The sequence below is a fragment of the Amycolatopsis rifamycinica genome (assembly GCF_000695625.1).
Lineage (GTDB): Bacteria > Actinomycetota > Actinomycetes > Mycobacteriales > Pseudonocardiaceae > Amycolatopsis > Amycolatopsis rifamycinica.
On record NZ_JMQI01000055.1, the window covers coordinates 66634 to 83405 of the forward strand.

General features: G+C 70.7%; 13 protein-coding genes. 8 read left to right on the forward strand and 5 right to left on the reverse strand.

The features are described 5' to 3' along the window. Positions 1–206: 206 nt before the first annotated feature. A complete protein-coding gene (locus DV20_RS25965) occupies positions 207–557 on the forward strand; it encodes a hypothetical protein (RefSeq protein ID WP_043784601.1) in 351 nt (116 codons plus the stop codon). 261 nt (positions 558–818) lie between these two features. On the opposite strand, the gene DV20_RS25970 is transcribed toward DV20_RS25965, so the two are convergent. Together DV20_RS25970 and DV20_RS25975 are read right to left on the reverse strand one after the other, a co-directional pair. Then, entirely contained in the window at positions 819–1052 is a 234-nt protein-coding gene (locus DV20_RS25970; protein WP_043784602.1) for a hypothetical protein, read from the reverse strand. A gap of 94 nt (positions 1053–1146) precedes the next feature. Continuing rightward, positions 1147–2775: a glycoside hydrolase family 27 protein gene (locus DV20_RS25975; protein ID WP_043784604.1), complete on the reverse strand. Its 1629-nt coding sequence runs from the start codon at positions 2773–2775 to the stop codon at positions 1147–1149. A 271-nt stretch (positions 2776–3046) separates the two neighbouring features. Between DV20_RS25975 and DV20_RS25980 the strand changes: the two genes are divergently transcribed. After that, positions 3047–5893, forward strand: coding sequence for a glycoside hydrolase family 9 protein (locus DV20_RS25980; protein WP_043784835.1), 2847 nt, complete (start codon positions 3047–3049; stop codon positions 5891–5893). A gap of 142 nt (positions 5894–6035) precedes the next feature. Here the strand turns inward: DV20_RS25980 and DV20_RS25985 are convergent, their stop codons facing one another. Beyond that, positions 6036–7235, reverse strand: a complete 1200-nt coding sequence (locus DV20_RS25985; protein WP_043784606.1) for a glycoside hydrolase family 5 protein — start codon at positions 7233–7235, stop codon at positions 6036–6038. A gap of 293 nt (positions 7236–7528) precedes the next feature. Here DV20_RS25985 and DV20_RS25990 point away from each other — a divergent pair, with 293 nt between their 5' ends. Continuing rightward, complete coding sequence (locus DV20_RS25990; protein WP_043784608.1) at positions 7529–7879, forward strand: UBP-type zinc finger domain-containing protein; 351 nt, start codon at positions 7529–7531, stop codon at positions 7877–7879. 66 nt (positions 7880–7945) lie between these two features. On the opposite strand, the gene DV20_RS45055 is transcribed toward DV20_RS25990, so the two are convergent. Both DV20_RS45055 and DV20_RS45060 read right to left on the reverse strand, forming a co-directional pair. Then, on the reverse strand, positions 7946–8710 hold the full coding sequence (locus DV20_RS45055; protein WP_043784610.1) for a DUF1206 domain-containing protein: 765 nt from the start codon (positions 8708–8710) through the stop codon (positions 7946–7948). 56 nt (positions 8711–8766) lie between these two features. Then, positions 8767–11553 (reverse strand): type 1 periplasmic-binding domain-containing protein, encoded by a 2787-nt coding sequence (locus DV20_RS45060; RefSeq protein WP_043784611.1) that lies wholly within the window; start codon positions 11551–11553, stop codon positions 8767–8769. 399 nt (positions 11554–11952) lie between these two features. On the opposite strand from DV20_RS45060, the gene DV20_RS26005 reads away from it, so the two are divergent. The 5 genes from DV20_RS26005 (at position 11953) to DV20_RS26025 (ending at position 16681) form a co-directional block, all read left to right on the forward strand. After that, positions 11953–12807, forward strand: a complete 855-nt coding sequence (locus DV20_RS26005) for a MerR family transcriptional regulator (RefSeq protein WP_043784612.1) — start codon at positions 11953–11955, stop codon at positions 12805–12807. Positions 12808–13205: 398 nt separating this feature from the next. Further along, positions 13206–13739, forward strand: a complete 534-nt coding sequence (locus DV20_RS26010) for an RNA polymerase sigma factor (protein WP_160169756.1) — start codon at positions 13206–13208, stop codon at positions 13737–13739. Positions 13740–13788: 49 nt separating this feature from the next. Next, complete coding sequence (locus DV20_RS26015) at positions 13789–15045, forward strand: ABC transporter substrate-binding protein (protein ID WP_043784614.1); 1257 nt, start codon at positions 13789–13791, stop codon at positions 15043–15045. Between the two features lie 35 nt (positions 15046–15080). Beyond that, positions 15081–15746 (forward strand): hypothetical protein, encoded by a 666-nt coding sequence (locus tag DV20_RS26020; RefSeq protein ID WP_051736119.1) that lies wholly within the window; start codon positions 15081–15083, stop codon positions 15744–15746. 110 nt (positions 15747–15856) lie between these two features. Then, the gene (locus DV20_RS26025; protein ID WP_043784841.1) at positions 15857–16681 is read left to right on the forward strand and encodes a DUF72 domain-containing protein; all 825 of its coding nucleotides are present in this window, start codon (positions 15857–15859) and stop codon (positions 16679–16681) included. The last annotated feature ends 91 nt before the right edge of the window (positions 16682–16772 follow it).

The window sequence follows — 16772 nt, forward strand, 5'->3', positions numbered from 1 at the left end:
CGGCTTCCCGCCGTCAAACCCGGCTGACCCGATCGGGTCAATCATCGCCGGTCAGCGGCTTCCGGCGCGCACCCGATGGTGGTGCGAAGTGGATCCGATCCCATTCTTTCAGTACGTTTCCCTCACGCGGGACGGAGAACACACACCTCGCCGCCCGTCCTGTCCGATGCACCGAACACGATGTACCGAACGAACGAGGAGAACAAATGCTGAAGAAGGTTGGTTTCGTCACGGCCGCCATGGCCGCCGGCGCTTTCCTGGCCGGGGGCGTCGCGGCCGCCGGCACGCCGGACGACCACGACCACCACAGTGGTCACACCGGCCAGCTCGGCCTGCTGAACCTGAACAACACCGACGTGCTGCACAACGTCAACGCCGTGCTCGGCGTGTGCGAGAACGACATCAACGTGCTCGGTGTCCAGGTGCCGATCCACGACTCGCTCAACGGCATCGGCGTGCCGATCCTGTCGCCGGGCGAGCACGAGGCCGAGGGCGAGTCGCCGTACAACTGCGCCTCGGGTGGCCTCGCCGACGGTGGCACCAGCCAGGGTCACTGACCCCGCGCCACGGCCGCCCGTTGTGTGTGCGGAAGCCGGCTGAGGCGCGGAGTCCGGCGCCGCGCCCGATGTCGTGCGGTGGGCCCGGAACCGGGAGCGAGCTGCACACTCCGGTTCCCCGTCCCGGGCACGCGACGACCCTGGTGCCGACGCCGGCACGGGTGGGACCGGCCACCGGAAAGACGTGGTGAGCCGGTCCCGCCCGGCGCAACCGAAAGCCGCGACCGATTTCATCGGTCGCGGCTTTCGCCGTTCGCGGGGTCAGCGGCGGCCGAGCAGCCGCCCGACGACCCCGCGGCGGCGCCTCCGCTCCGGGCGGGACGTGGTGCCCACCCGGAGCACGATGTCCAGCACCGCCGCCTGTTGTTCGGTGGCGGCGCGGGTGTAGCCGGGCGACGCGGTGACGGCGCGGCGGAGGTCGTCGGGGTCGGCGGTGCCGGTGTCGAACCCGCTGACCCGGGTGACGTCGATGGGGCCTCGGCACGGTGTTTCCACGGGAAGGTTCTCCTGGTGTCGGACGGTCCGTATCCCGTTATCGCTCCGTTACCGCCCGCGCGTTACCGTTCCCGTGTCCCCCGGTCAGGTGGAGTCAGGCGCGGCTCCACTTCTGGTTCGCCTGTCCGTTGCAGGACCACAGGATCGCGTGGGTCCCGTTGGCGGTCGCGGCCCCTTCGACGTCGAGGCACAGTCCTGATTGGACATTGCGGATCGTGCCGTCCGAGCCCAGCGTCCACTGCTGGTTGTTCTGCCCGGTGCACGAGCGGCTGAGCACCCGCGCGCCGCTGGCCGCGCCGTCGAGGCACTTGTCGCCGAAGACGCGGATCTCGCCGTTCGCCCAGGTGGTCCAGAGCTGGTTGGCGGCGGTCTGGCAGTCCCAGATCAGCGTGCCCGCGCCGGACGCGGTGGACGCGTTGTCGACGTCGAGGCAGCGGTTCGAGCCGGTGCCGCGCAGCCGTGACGTCGTGGCGGCGAGCGGGGTCCCGCCGGAGACGCGGTAGGCGGCGACGCCGTGGGCGGGCACGCTCGCGCTGATCGCGCCGCTCGTGGCGGACGTGCCGCCGGTCCACAGGTCGGTCAGGGTGAACGACGTCCCGCCGAGCCCGATCTGCGCCGCGGTGGTGCTGATGGTCGTCGTGCCGCTGCCGCGGTTGAACAGGCCGACGGCGACGGACCCGTCGGACAGCGGCTTGGCGAAGACCTCGACGTTGCCGTCGTCGCGGACCCGGCGGCCGCCGGCACCCAGGCTGTCCTGGTTGACGGCCAGCAGCCGGGGGTTGCGCAGGACCGCGCTGATGTCCGCGGACATCGTGCGGATGTCGTTGCCCGCCATCAGCGGGGCCGCCATCAGGGCCCAGAGGGCGAAGTGGGCGCGGGATTCGGTCAGCGACAGGCCCGGGCGGCCGACGACGAGCATGTCCGGGTCGTTCCAGTGCCCGGGACCGGCCTGCGCGGCCAGCGGGGCGGTGACGTCGAGGACGTTGCCGACGCCCATCGGGTAGCTGTTGGTGTTGCCGTTCTGCCAGATGTCGAGCAGGTCTTCGGTGGTGCGCCACAGGTCGGCGACCTGGCCCCAGTCGTACTTGTCGCCGGTGGTGGCGTGGTAGCTGTTGGGGTTGATGCTGTAGACGATCGGCCGTCCGGTGGCGCGCAGGGCGTCGCGCATCAGGCCGAAGCGGCTGACCTGCTCGTCGCGGGTGCCGGCGGAGGAGCACCAGTCGTACTTGAGGTAGTCGACGCCCCAGGAGGCGAACGTGCGGGCGTCCTGGGTTTCGTGGCCCTGGCTGCCGGTGGAGCCGGGGTAGGTGCCGCCGCGCTGGGCGCAGGTGCGGTCGGTGGGGACCTGGTAGATGCCGAACTTCAGGCCACGGGCGTGGATGTAGTCGCCGAGGGCCTTCATGCCGCTGGGAAACTTCGAGGCGTTGCCGCGCAGGTTGCCCTGGCTGTCGCGCTGCGGGTCGAACCAGCAGTCGTCGACCACGACGTACTGGTAGCCCGCGTCGCGCATGCCGGAGGAGACCATCGCGTCGGCGGCCTGGTGGATGGTGGTCTCGCTGACGTTGCAGCCGAAGCTGTTCCAGCTGTTCCAGCCCAGTGGCGGGGTCACCGCCGGGCTCCCGGGCGCGGCGACGGCGGCGGCCGGAACCGCGGCGGACAACGAGAGCGCGGCGGCCGCCGCGGTGAACAAGTGCGGGATCCGTGAACGGGTTCGAGCGGGCATCGTCGCCCCTTTCCGGACGGCGGGCGGAAGTTAGCGTTAACACTTTTGCCCGCGCTGGCTGTCGTAGGACTTTCCGAAAGTTTCGGCCTGTGACCCGGTGGCTCAGGTATGTATAGAGGAAGCCAAGAGCTCCGTCCAGCCTCCCGTCACGGGTCATTGCCAAACGCGCTCGCGCATGATTACAGTCCCCTGTCTGGGAGCGCTCCCACTTCCGCCTGGCTCGACGACGAGGAGATGGCGAATGCGGGCAAGGAAAATCCGGGCTGGCTTGGTGTTACTGGCGGTGACGGCGCTCGGGCTGACAGCGGGCTCCGTGCCCGCCTCCGCCGCGGACTACGAGCGGCTGCTCAACGGCACGTTCGCCGGCGGCACCCTCGACCCCTGGTGGGCCGGGTCCGGGACCACCGGCCGCGTGACCGGCGGGGAGTTCTGCACCGACGTCACCGGCGGCACGGCCAACGGCTACGACGCGCTGGCCGGCCAGAACGGCGTCCCCTTCGAGGCCGGTCAGCAGTACACGCTGACGTTCGACGCCCACGCGACGACCAGCCAGCAGATCTCCGCGGTCGCGGGCGAGGCCGTCTCGCCCTACCGGCAGATCTCCCGCACCGACCTCACGGTCACGCCGGCGACCCAGCACTTCACCGTCACCTTCACGTCCACTTTGGACTTCCCGGCCGCCGGCAACGGCCAGCTGGCCTTCTGGTTCGGCGGGCAGGCCGCGAACAACACCGTCTGCCTGGACAACATCTCGCTGATCGGCGGCGTGATCCCGCCCGGCGGCCTGCCGCCCACCAGCGGCATCCGGGTGAACCAGGAAAGTTACACCCCCGGTCTGCCCAAGCACGCCACGGTCATCAGCAGTTCCACGACGCCGGTGACGTGGACGTTGCGCAACTCCGCCGGCACCGCGGTGACCACCGGCCAGACCCGGCCCCGCGGCGCGGACAGCGCCTCCGGCGAGAGCGTGCACGACATCGACTTCTCCGCCTACGACACCGCGGGCACCGGGTACACCCTCGCCGTCGGCACCGAGACGAGCTTCCCGTTCGACATCGCCGCGGACGGGCTGAAGAAGCTGCGCTACGACGCGCTGGCCTTCTTCTACCACCAGCGCAGCGGGATCGCGATCGACGCCCAGTACGTGGGGGCCACCTACGCGCGTCCCGCCGGCCACGTCAACGTCGCGCCGAACCAGGGCGACAACAACGTCCCCTGCCGGTCGGACCTGAACTGCGGCTACACCCTCGACGTCCGCGGCGGCTGGTACGACGCGGGCGACCACGGCAAGTACGTCGTCAACGGCGGCATCGCGACCTGGGAGCTGCTCGACGAGTACGAGCGCGCCCTGAAGCTGGGTGACGCGAGCGCGCTGGGCGACGGCAAGCTGGCCATCCCGGAGCGGGCCAACGGCGTCCCCGACATCCTCGACGAGGCCCGCTGGGAGGTCGACTTCCTGCTCTCCATGCAGGTCCCGGACGGCAAGCCGAACGCGGGCATGGTGCACCACAAGATCCACGACGCGGCGTGGACCGCGCTGCCCACCCGGCCCGAACTGGACAGCCAGCCGCGCCGGCTCTCCCCGCCGAGCACGGCGGCCACGCTCAACATGGCCGCGGTCGCGGCGCAGGCGTCCCGGCTCTGGAAGACGATCGACCCGGCGTACTCGACGAAGCTGCTGGCGGCGGCCGAGAAGGCCTACGCCGCGGCGAAGGCCAACCCGAACGTGCTCGCCGACCCGAACGACGGCACCGGCGGCGGGACCTACAGCGACAACACCGTGACCGACGAGTTCTACTGGGCGGCCGCCGAGCTGTTCGCGACGACGGCGAAGAGCGCGTACCGCACCGACGTCACCGGTTCCGCGCTCTACCGGGGCGTCAGCTTCAACACCCACGGCTTCGACTGGGGCTCGACGGGCGCGCTCGGCGACATCACCCTCGCGCTGGTGCCGAACGACCTGCCGTCGGCGGACGTCGCGGCGATCAAGACGGCGATCACGACGACCGCCGACAGCCACCTCGCCCAGATGGCGGGCATGGGCTACCCCGCGCCCTACCGCACGGCCGACGGCACGTACGAGTGGGGATCCAACGGCCTGGTGGCCAACAACGGCGTCGTGCTCGCCCTGGCCTACGACTTCACCAAGCAGGACAAGTACCGCGACGGCGCGTTCCAGGCCATGGACTACCTGCTGGGCCGGAACCCGGCGAACTACTCCTACGTCGCCGGCCACGGTGACCAGGCCGTGCAGAACGTGCACCACCGGTTCTGGGCGCACCAGCTCGACCCGTCGCTGCCGACCGCGCCGCCCGGGGCGCTGTCCGGCGGGCCCAACAGCGGCCTGCAGGACCCGACCGCGGCCCGGTTGCTCGCCGGCTGCGCGCCCCAGCGCTGCTTCGTCGACGACATCCAGGCGTACTCGGTGAACGAGGTCGCCATCAACTGGAACTCGGCGCTGGCCTGGCTGGCGAACTGGACGGCGGAGAAGTCGCCGTCCGCGGCCGACACGACCGCCCCGGCCGCGGCGGGCAAGCCCGTCGTGTCCGCGGTCTCCGCCACCGGCGCGACGGTCACCTGGACCGCGTCCTCGGACGCGGAGAGCGGGATCAAGAACTACGACGTCGTCAGCGTGACCGGCACGACCCGCAAGGTCCTCGCCACCGTGACCGGGACGTCCGCGACCCTGACCGGCCTGACGCCCTCGACCGCGTACTCGCTGGTCGTGGTGGCCCGCAACGGCGCCGGCCTGACCGGGTCCGACTCGGCGTCGACGCAGTTCACGACGCTGCCGGACAGCTCGGGCGGCGGCTGCTCGGTGACCTACACGGCGAACTCGTGGTCCGGCGGCTTCACCGCCTACGTCACGCTGACCAACTCCGGGACGACGGCGTGGCAGGGCTGGACGCTGAAGTTCGGGTTCCCGGGCAACCAGAAGGTGACCCAGGGCTGGTCGGCGACGTGGGCGCAGTCCGGGGCGGACGTCACCGCCACGGCCCTGTCCTGGAACGCGGCGGTGGCGCCGGGCAAGTCGGTCTCGATCGGCTTCAACGGCAGCTACACGGGCACCAACGACCGTCCGGCGGCCTTCGCGGTGAACGGCAAGACCTGTGGCTGAGGGGTTGTCTTCCCACCCTCGATCGGCGAAGTGCCGGACAGTCCGCTAGCGTCACACCTGCGGGCAGGTGCGCCTCCTCCCCCCTCGGCGCACCTGCCCGTTCTTCCTGCCCGCCGGATCCGCACCCGGCTGCGGCCGGTGGTCATCGACTGGCGAGGCCGCCCATGATGGCGTCGATGACGCCCTGGTGGGTCACCGCGGAGGACCGCCGGTCGAACAAGCCGAAGCCGTACTGGCCGTTGTTGCCGTTGTCCCAGTAGACGGTGGCGGCGCCGTACTTCTTGGCCGTCGACACCACGGCCCGCGCGAAGTCGGCCCGGTACCGGTTGTTCGAGGAATCGAACGCCGACTTGTCGATGGACCCGTACTCCCCGACGACGGCCGGATACCCCTTCGAGACGAAGGTGTCGCGCACCAGTTTCAGCTGGGCGTCGAGGTAGTCTTCCTGGCCCCAGGTCGACTTCTTCGCCGGATTGGTCGCGCCCCGGCCCCACTGGGTGATGGTGCCGTTTTCTTCGCCGGCGAAGTCCCACGGGCTGTAGTAGTGGACGGAAATCATGATCCGTTTTTCGGCGGCGGGAATCGACGGGGAACGGAACTGGTCGGACGGCACCACGAAACCGTAGTTCCCGGTGGTGTAGTCGATGTTGGTGTTCCACCCGGCGACGAGCAGCCAGCGCGCGGTGTTGTTCCCGCCGGTCTTGCGCACGGTGTCGACGAAGATCTGGTTGTAGGCGTTGATGTTCGAGTAGCACGGCTGGGTCGGGGTGCCGTACTGGCCGTCGAACTCCTCGTTCATGGCCTCCATGACCAGGTGCTGGTCGTAGCCGGCGAACCGGGTGGCGACCTGCTGCCACACCTTCTGGTACTTGGCCTTGATGGTGGCCTGGTCGCCGGCATCGCAGATCAGCCAGGCGCCGTTGATGGATTTGTACCCGTCGCCGTGCATGTTGATCAGCACGTACAGGCCGCGCTTGTAGGCGTAGTCGACGACCTGCTGGATCCGGTTCAGCCAGGCCGCGTTGATCTGGTAGCCCGGGCCGGCGCCGATGTAGTTCAGGTAGGAGACGGGGATCCGGACGGTTTTGAACCCCGCGGCCTTGACCTTGTCGATGAGCGCCTGGGTCACGGCGGGCAGCCCCCAGGCGGTTTCGCCGGGCACGCCGTTGGCGTTGGCTTCCAGCTGGTTCCCCAGGTTCCACCCGGCGCCCATGTCGGCGACGATCTGCGAAGCGTTCAGCTGCTCGGCGGCGGCGGCCGGATTCACCCCGGACACGGTCGCCGTGACGGCGAGCGCGGCGGCGAGCAGGACGGACCGGAGCTTCGTTGCTCGGGAAGTCATGACGGATACCTCTCATGCCCATTGGTGGTGATATTCCAACATGGCCGATTCCGCCCGTCAACGCTTCCTATGACGAGCTTCTCGATTTGATTGTCGAAGCGATCGAAAAATCGAAAGAATCGACAAATATTCGACCGGCCCATAGCCGCCGTGTCGTCCGCCCGGGTACGCGTGTCGTCCGTCCATCTACGCCGGCCGGCCCCCGCGGTCCGGCGGGCGGGGAGGGCTGCGGCTCCACCGCCGTCCCGCATAAGGTGGACACGTCGATCACCCGGGCGAGCGGAGGAGTTCGCATGGAAGGCATCAACCCCGCGGTCCCGCCGAGCGGCACCGGCTGCGCGGACTGCGACACCGCGAACCCGCCGGGCTGGTGGTTCCACCTGCGCCGCTGCGCCGAATGCGGGCACATCGGGTGCTGCGACTCCTCGCCCGCCCAGCACGCCAGCGGCCACGCCGCCGCCACGGGACACCGGCTGGCGCGCAGCTTCGAGCCCGGCGAAGAGTGGTTCTGGGACTACAGCGACGAGGTGCTGTACGAATCCGGCCCCGCGCTCGCCGCCCCCGAACACCGGCCGCTCAGCCAGGCCGTGCCCGGGCCGGCCGGGCGGGTGCCCGAGGACTGGACGCAGCACCTGCACCGGTAGCCCGGCCGCCTCGGGCGGTGATCATCTGGGCCTGACCCGCCCCCACGACGGCGGCTGACCCGCGCGTCACAGCTTGCGGAACCGGGCCTCCAGCAGCGCGAACACGCCGAACACCGCGATCCCCGCCGCCAGGGCCAGCAGCAACGCCTGCCCGTAGGGCTGCACGGCCAGCGTCTTCAACGCCGGATCCAGGCCGCCCGCCTTCGCCGGGTCGTAGCGGACCGCGGCCAGGACGAACATCGCCCCCACCGTCGCGTAGAGCACGCCCACCGCGCACCAGCCGATCTGGCCGAGGCGGGTGGTCGACAGCCGCACGGTGGGGGAGGCGCCGCCGAAGTCGAGGTCGTGCAGGAACTTCTTCCGGGCCCCTCGGTAGGCGAGCCACGCCGCGACCACGATGACCAGGACACCGGCCGCGACCACGGCGACCGCGCCCCACGGCCGGTTCAGCACGCTCGCCACCACCGAGCCGGCCTTGCCGGACGCGCCCATCGCCGTCTTGCCGGCGCTGTAGCCGACGAGGCCGTACAGCACCACTTCGACGCCGCTGATCGCCCGCCGCACCCAGCGCCGCCGGGCCGCGACGTGCCGATGGCCGGCGATCGCCTCGGCGAGCTGCCACAGGGCCAGCACCCCGGTGCCGGCCGCGATCAGCCAGAGCAGCCACGCGCCGCCTTCGGACGCGACGATCTGCAGCGCGCCCGCCTTGTCCGCGCGCTCGTTGTCGCCCAGCGCGACCTGGGCGGCCAGCCACGCGACGAGCAGGTGCACGGCCGCGTAGCAGGTGAGCCCGATCCGGGCAAGGACGCTGAAAACTCTCAGTTCGGGCATAAAGGTGAGTTTTGCTCACCTTGCCGGGTTTGGCCACCGTCCCGAGGCTCCGGCTCCTACGGGTCGGGCGGGCACCAGGTGTCGGACGTCGGGCCGTCGGCGGCGCCGCAGAAGCCGTGCACCGACTTGTCGACTTCGCCGCCCGCCACGCCCATCACCGCGACCGGCTTGTTCTGGGGCACGTTCCGGCTGATGTCGCCGCCGAAGTCGATGGTGCCGGTGACACCCTCGAGGTACTTGTTGACCTGCTCGGTACCCGGGCGCGACGTGTGGATGGCGGTGATCTCGCGCCAGATCGCCCCCGGCGTCACCGGGATCTCGGCCGCCGTCTCGCGCAGGTACGCCGCCGCGACGATCATCACCTGGGCGGCGTCGTAGGCCAGGGCGGCGTGGCCGTCGTACGAGCGGCCCTCCGGCGTCCGTTCGAACGGGAACAGCGTCTCGTCCAGCGTCTTGTAGAAGTCGAGGGCCACGCCGCCCGGCTCGTTGACCGGCGCGGTGGCGAACGACAGGTAGTAGTAGGGCAGTGCGCGGTTGCGCCGGCGTTCGCCCTGGTCGGCGACAAACCGCGTGACGTCGTCGTCGCCGATCACCGTGGCCCGGCTGCCGCACTGCGCGGCGCTGCCGAGGAACTGGCCGAAGTCGGGCACACCCCGGCCGGCGAAGAACGCCATGCCGTCGTAGGAACAGGTGTCGCGGCCCGCCGCGCCGGCGTTGCCCAGCAGCGTCTCGCCGTAACGGACGTGCGAAGGCGGCCCGCCGAGGCCGCCGTCCGGGGTGAACGCCCGCCCTTCGGCCTGGAAACCCTTGTCCCGGAACGACTTCAGGACGTCGTCGCGCAGATTGGTGCTGTAGACGTCGGCGTCGTCGTCGGAGTAGTAGACGCGGACCACCTTCGGGCCCGGCAGCTGCTCGGCGAACCCGGCCGCCACCGCGGCCTCGCGCCGGTTCTGCGGGGTCACCTGGAAGTACATCGGGTTCAGGTCGGCCAGCGGATCGGCGGACAGCGTCGAGGCGACCATCGGCAGCCCGGCGTTGGTCAGCGCGGCGATGGTCCGCTGGGTCGGCTCGCTGCTGATGTCCAGCCCGACGACGCCGACGATGCTGCTGTCCTGCTGGGCCTGCTGCCGCAGCTGGTTGGCCACCCGCACGCCTTCGCGCATGTTGCGGCCGGCGTTGGCGATGAGCAGCCGGACGATCGGGTCGGCCGAGCCCGGCGCGTTCAGCTGCCGCAGCTGGGCGACGGCGAACCCTTCCAGCGACTCCCGTTCGGTGGTCAGCCCCTCCGCGACGTTGTTGGACGACGTCAGCGCCTCGAGGACGACCAGCGTGATGTACGGCCGCTCCGGGTGGGCTTCGTGCAGCCGCTCCGCGCGGTGGTTCTGGTCCAGTACGACCGCCTCGACCTGCCGGATCGTCGCGTCCGACGGCTGGAAGACGTCCTGGGAGCCGTCCGTGGTGCCGACGCATTCGCTGCCGGTCCAGGTCAGCCACGGGTTGTCGGAGCCGCAGTGCTGGGCGTAGGTGTCCTGGGTGCGGTAGGCGACGAACCCGGCGACCAGCGCGACGACGAGGACCGGCACCCCGATCCGCGTCCACCGGCTCGCCCACCACGGCGGCCGCACCTGCCGGCGGAACCGGTAGTCGCTGCCGAGGGTCTGCAGCATCTGCCGGACCTTCGGCTCGTCGTCGTCCGACGGCGGCCGGACGCCGATGGGCAGGTACCAGGCGGTCGGCCGGCGTTCCCGCCGGTCGCGTTCGAGCTGGTTCTGCCAGGCCACGTACGCGGCGCGCGCCTGCGCGGCCTGGAACTGCGGCCGGTGCGGCGACTGTTCCAGCTCGGGCGGCGGCGCGGGGCTGGCGCTGATCACCAGCAGCGGGTCGAACCGCCCGACCTGGTTGCGGACGGAGTTGACCAGTTCCATCAGCCGGTAGCCGCCGTTGCCGACGCTCACCTCGTCCAGCAGCAGCACGGGGTAGGTCATCCGGCGCCGCCGCCACACCCGCCACGGCCGCAGCCGGTACGCGCGCCGCAGGTCTTCGAGGAAGGCGTTGAGCAGCAGGCGGCAGACGTACTCGGGGGCCTCTTCCTGCCATTGCCCGTCGGTGAGCCGCCGGGCGAACCGGACGAAGCTGCCGGACATTTCGGGGGCCAGGTGCGGTTGCCGCAGGAACCAGCGGTACCGCCCGGAGAGCACCGGAACCCGCCCGGTGACGGCGATCCGGAACGTCAGCAGCGTCAGCCCGCGCACCAGGAGCGAGAAGACCTTCCAGATGCCCTGGTTCTCGGGCAGCTGCTTGACGGTCTCCTCGGCGGAGGAGCTGAACCGCTCGGCGAGGCTGATCCGCCGGATGGCCCGCCGCAGCACCCCGTCGGGATCGTCGCGGCCGTCGTAGTCCTGCAGCATCAGCCAGTAGACGAGGTCGAACAGCGGAAAGGGCACCCGGCTGGTGTGCGCGGTCGCGCTGTCGCCGAGCTGTTTCCGGGCATCCCGCAGAATGTCCCGCACGACGGTGACGGAGCCGACGGTCGCGGGACCGGTTGCGTCCCGCCCTTCGTACCGGGAGAGCTCCGGCCGCGCGTACCGGATGCTCCCCTGCGGCTTCGCGGTCTTGAGCCGTTCCGCGACGGCGGCGAGCACATCCCCGTTTTCGGGCGGCCGGACGAGGCACACCATGGGCAGGCCCCGCCGTTCGGACCGCTCGTCCTGGTAGTCGCCCCAGTGGCATTGTTCGTCGAGTTTCCGCGGCCGGTCGCCGAGCCGGGGCCGGAGGCAAAGCGCCCCGAGCAGCTTGACCAGTACGTCGGCGCCGAGAAATCCGAGCGGCCCTGTTCTCCCCATCGGTACAGAATGGCCAATTCCCGGTGGGACCGGTCCCGCAGATTTACCGACACGGTGTCACAGCGCGGGAGCCGCCGACGATCTCAGGCCGGTCATTCGGCTCCGAGGCCACTCAATCGGCTGTGATGAAGGAAATCGAGCGGGAACGCACCCACCTGGCCAAGGGAAAGAGGTCCGCCTCCTCTGCCCCGCGGAGCGGGAGGTGGCGTCCGCGGGCCGGTTGAGCCGCCGGTAGGTATCGCCCAGGTACTCGGGCGAGACCTTCGCCGTGCCGGTCGCCCGGCCTCCCGGTCGCCGCCTTTGCATCGCCCGTGGATCGGTGGCGCGCTTCCGGCGGGGTATTTCGGGCTCGCACGGGTACGGTTGCACAATCGTTGCAGCCGGCGCCCGGGAGACCGAGTGAGCAGAACACCCGAGCCGCGATCGCTCAGCTCGAACGAGGTCGCCCGCATCCTCGGCGTTTCGCAGGTGACGCTCCGGACGTGGGAACAACGCTACGGCATCGGTGCGTCCGGGCGCGAGAAGAACGGCCGCCGCCGGTACCTGCCCGGCGACCTCGATCGGCTGCGGCGGATGCGGGCGCTCCAGGTGCAGGGCACGCGGGCGGGTGAAGCCGCCCGGCTGGTGCTGTCCCGGTCGGCGGCGGAGACGACCGTCGACCTCCGGCGGCTGCGGATCGCCGAATCCGCCGAACGGCTCGACCTGGCCACCCTGGGCGACCTGGTCGACGACGCCCTCGGCAGCCTCGGCGTGGCGAAGTCGTGGACCGAGGTCGTCGCGCCGGTCCTGCGGGACATCGGGCAACGCTGGGCGAAAGCGGGCGACCGCGCCGCGATGGCCGCGGAGTGGGCGCTCGCCGCCGCGGCTTCGGCCGCGCTGGACCGGTTGCGGGCACCGGCTCCCGCGCGGTCCGGCCGGGGGCCCGTGCTGTTCGTCTGCGGGCCGGCCGAGCGCCACGACCTGCCGGTGAAGATGCTCTGCGCGGCACTGGGCGACGACGGCGCGCCCGCGATGTTCCTGGGCGGCCTGGTACCGCTCGACGTCCTGCGGGCGGTGTGCGGCCGGTTCGCGCCGAGTGCCGTGGTGGTGTGGTCGATGACGTCGCCGTCGGCGGACGTGCGGGCCCTGCGCACCCTGCACGCCGAGGGGGTCCCGGTCCGCCCGGCCGGTCCGGGCTGGCGGGGATTGCCGGCGTGCGGCGAGCCGCTGCCGTCGTCATTCGTTGACGCCCTGGCCGACTTGCATCGGATGTGAATCGAAACCAGCACCGCCGTGGAACCGATCGGCGCGGAAGACCCGGCATGACGACGCTTGGGTCTTGGACGGCGGGAAAGCGCCTGCGGCAGCTGCTGGTGTTCGTCGACGTGGTGGTGGATGGGCGCGGGCGCGGCCAACGTCGTTACGTCGGCCGCTGAAGGACCACTCCATGATCCGTCAATGGATTGATGGTCCGTCACGAAATTGATGTAGGCCGATCGAGTGATTCCTGTCGCGGTGGCTTGATCGGGTCGTCTTCCTGGTCATGAGCGTCGACGCCACTGATCAGGAATCACCTGTGAAGCGCATGGTCCGCGGGTGCACTCGCGCGGTCCGGAGCAATTCCGGACCGCGCGTCGCCGGCTCGGCCAGCGGCTCATCGAAGGCGAGTGAGTGTGACCAGTGACTGGGAAATCCTGTCCGCCGATCAAGGGAGGCCGTATCTCTCCGAACTTTTCGAGCTCGTCGGTCCGCAGGTCGGGAGATATGCGCGGGCACGCACGCGGTACGTGGACCCGGATGACATCGTCACCGAAACGGTCCTGCGGCTGCGCCACCACCTGGACCGCAACCCCGGCGCCGAGGCGGCCGACCTGGTTCCGGTGGCGCTGACGATCGCCCGCAACCTCCTGATCGACCAGTCGCGGGCGAACCGCCGGGAGGTGCTGCTGCCCGCGGAGAGCCTGATCACCGTGCAGACCCTGCGGGAAGAGGATTTCGCGGACCGGCGCGCCGAGATCATCGACGCCTTCGACGCACTTCGCGCGCTGCCCGAAGATCTGCGGGAAATCGTGACGCTGGTCTGCTTGAACGAACGTTCCCTCCAGGAAGCGGCGCAGATCTTGCGCATCAGCGTCCGGATGGCTCAGCGCCGATACAAGAAAGGTCGGGAAAAGCTCCGGCGGGCTCTCGGCACCGCGCACCACTGAGATCGAGGTGAGCCGGGCAATGTACAGAACGAGTGAAGGAGCGGGCAGCATGGTTCTCGGATGGTTCGGCCGACGGGCCGTCGAGATCGACGACATCGAACTCGACCGGCGCCTGGCGGATCTTCGTCGCGCGCTGAGCTGCGCGCCGCCGGAACGGAGTGGCAGCGGAGCCGACCACGCCGCGCGTCGGCGCCGGCCCGGTGGCCGGGGGCTCCTCGCCATCAGCGGCCACGGCCCGGACGCGGCGGTCCCGGCGCTGCGGCCGAAAGCCGGACGCCGCGGCGAAGCCTGGACCGGCTTCGCCGCGGGCCACGGACGGAGCCGCCGCAAGCACCGGCAGCAGACCACCGCGGTCGTCCTGGCGGTGGTGATGGCGTTGTCGGCGGTCGTGGGCGGCTTCTACTGGTACCGCGGGTCCGGGCAACCGGCGGCGCCGCCGCCGATCGCCGTCCGCGTGGGCGTACTGCCCCTCGTCGACGTCGCGGCCTTCTACCGATCCGTCGACCAGGCGTACTTCCGCTCGGCCGGCTTGGACGTCCAGGTCGTCACCGTCGCCAGCGGCCCGGAGGCGGTCCACGGGCTGCAGACGGGCCGGATCGACATCGCCTTCAGCAGTTATCCGGGGATGTTCATGGCGCAGGCCACCCACGCGGCCGACCTGAAGGTGATCGCGCCGGCTTATGTCGCAAAACCCGGCCACCTGATGCTCGTCGGCGCCCCGAACCGCTCCTTCACCCGGCCCGACCAGGCCGCGCACAAGAGGATCGGGGTCACCAGCCGCGGATCGATCTCCGACCTGCTCGCGATCTCGGAGATCCGGCAGGCCGGCGGAGATCCGGCCGACATCGACTGGCAGACCATGGACATGCGGGCGATGGTGCCGGCGATGCAGCGCGGCGAACTCGACGGCGCCGTCCTCGCCGAACCGTTCGTCACGACGGCTGCCGGAGCCGGCGCGGTTCAGCTGCTCGATCTCGGGCTCGACCTCAACTTCGCCATCCCCATGTCCGGCTGGGTCGCCCCGGCGAGTTTCGCGGAGAGCCGGCCGGAGGTCATCAGCGCTTTCCAGCTGGCACTGGGCCGCGGCGTCAGCGACGTGCAGAACCGCGATGTCCGCGAGCAGATCTTCCAGCAGTACCTCGGCATCGACGCCGGCACCGCCCGGGAGGTCCGCGTCGGCAGCTACCCCGCCTACCTGGACCTCGGCGACCTCCAGCGCGTCGCGGACCTGATGCTGAGCCAGCGAATGCTGTCCACGCCGTTCAACGTCACGACCATGCTGCTGTCCGGGCCGCCGGGATCTTGACCGGCCACCCCACCCACGCCAACCCAGGAGAACAGATGCCGAACAGGAAGACCCCGGCCCCCCGGTGGGCCGACGAGCACCGGATCAAAGCCTTCGCGGACGCCATCCACTACACGATCCTCGCCGTCGACGTGGAACGCTTCAACGCTCCCGAACGGACCAACCTCCACCGGGTCATCGTCCGATCCGGGCTGTACCAGGCGGTCGAGGAGGCGCTGACGGCGTCGGGTGTCCAGTGGCAGGGCTGCCACCGCAGCGACCTCGGCGACGGGGTGCTCGTGCTGGCACCGGGGGCGTACCCGAAAGCCGTCTTCGGCGAACGAGTGCCGCAGGAACTCGCGAGGAACCTGTTCGCGCACAACAGCGCCCACATCGCCGAGGAGCAGATCCGGCTGCGGATGGCGCTGCACGCGGGCGAGATCACCCGCGACGCGTACGGCTTCACCGGATCGTCGATCATCCACACGTTCCGGCTCCTCGATTCCCGTGCGGTCAAGGACGCCCTGTCGATCTCGGACGGGGACATCGCGGTCATCACGTCGAACTGGTTCTACGAAGAGGTCATCCGCCACATCCAGCTCGGCGATCCCGGCAGTTACACGTCGGTCTTCGCCGCCGTGAAAGAGACGACGACCCGCGCCTGGCTGCACATCCCGGCCCTCGACGCATCGCCCGGCGAAGCCGGCCGCGAAGTGGGGTAGCCCACGGCTCCCAACCCCGAGCGACCGCGGCGGCGGTGGCACCGGATGTGTAGTTTCTCGGGGGAAGAGAGGAGCTGACGTCCGTGGAACGGCTGCATGTGGGCTGCGCGATGTGGACCCACAAGGCGTGGCCGGGCCGGTTCCTGCCGCCGTCACTCCCGGCCAGGGAGCGCCTGCGCGCGTACGCCGGCTGGTGCAACGCGGTCGAAGGCAACACCACGTTCTACGCGACGCCGGCCCGGGAGACCGTCGTGACGTGGGCGGAGCAGATCGGACCGGACTTCCGGCTGGTGGTCAAGGTGCCCAAGCTGGTCACCCACGAGCGCCGGTTCGCCGGAGTCGAGGTGCCGATGCGGGCGTTCTTGGACGCGATCGAACCCCTCGGCGACCGAGCGGTCCTGTGGACCCAGCTGCCGGGCGCGTTCGCCCCTTCGGACGTCGACGCGCTCGGCCGCTTCCTGCGCCGCCTCCCGCCCGGCCGCCGGCGCGCGGTGGAGGTGCGGCACCCGGCGTTCTTCACCGACCCCGCCGCGGCTTCGCGGCTGGAGGAAACGCTGGCGGGCGTGAACGCGGAGTGGATCCCGTTCGACACCACGGTGTTCTTCGGGAGCCCACCGGTGACCGAGGCCGAGCAGGAGTCCTGGACGAAGAAGCCCCGCGTCCCGCGGCGAACCCGCGCCCTGACCGACCACCCGATCGTCCGCTACCTGGGCCGCGACTCGGCCGAGGAGACGACCGAGGGCTGGCAACCGTGGACCGAGGTGGTCGCGGACTGGCTGCGCGACGGCCGTTCGCCCACGGTGTTCATCCACACACCGGACAACAACGACGCGCCGGCCCTCGCCCGCCACTTCCACGACGACGTCCGGGCCCTGGTACCCGAACTGGCCGCGTTACCGGAGCCGGAGCCGGTCGGGCCGGCGACGCTGTTCTGAGCACCGGGCCGCCGAAACCGTCGACGACCGGCAACCTGTCCCGGCGGCGGCGGACAGCCAGGTCCGCCCGCGCCATGCGCCCGTGTATGGC

Excerpts from the sequence above, each read along its gene's own strand:
- DV20_RS25975 (WP_043784604.1), bottom strand. The coding sequence starts at position 2,775 with ATGCCCGCTCGAACCCGTTCACGGATCCCGCACTTGTTCACCGCGGCG.
- DV20_RS25965 (WP_043784601.1), top strand. The coding sequence starts at position 207 with ATGCTGAAGAAGGTTGGTTTCGTCACGGCCGCCATGGCCGCCGGCGCT.
- DV20_RS26025 (WP_043784841.1), top strand. The coding sequence starts at position 15,857 with ATGTGGACCCACAAGGCGTGGCCGGGCCGGTTCCTGCCGCCGTCACTC.
- DV20_RS26020 (WP_051736119.1), top strand. The coding sequence starts at position 15,081 with ATGCCGAACAGGAAGACCCCGGCCCCCCGGTGGGCCGACGAGCACCGG.
- DV20_RS45055 (WP_043784610.1), bottom strand. The coding sequence starts at position 8,710 with ATGCCCGAACTGAGAGTTTTCAGCGTCCTTGCCCGGATCGGGCTCACC.
- DV20_RS26015 (WP_043784614.1), top strand. The coding sequence starts at position 13,789 with ATGGTTCTCGGATGGTTCGGCCGACGGGCCGTCGAGATCGACGACATC.
- DV20_RS45060 (WP_043784611.1), bottom strand. The coding sequence starts at position 11,553 with ATGGGGAGAACAGGGCCGCTCGGATTTCTCGGCGCCGACGTACTGGTC.
- DV20_RS25985 (WP_043784606.1), bottom strand. The coding sequence starts at position 7,235 with ATGACTTCCCGAGCAACGAAGCTCCGGTCCGTCCTGCTCGCCGCCGCG.
- DV20_RS25990 (WP_043784608.1), top strand. The coding sequence starts at position 7,529 with ATGGAAGGCATCAACCCCGCGGTCCCGCCGAGCGGCACCGGCTGCGCG.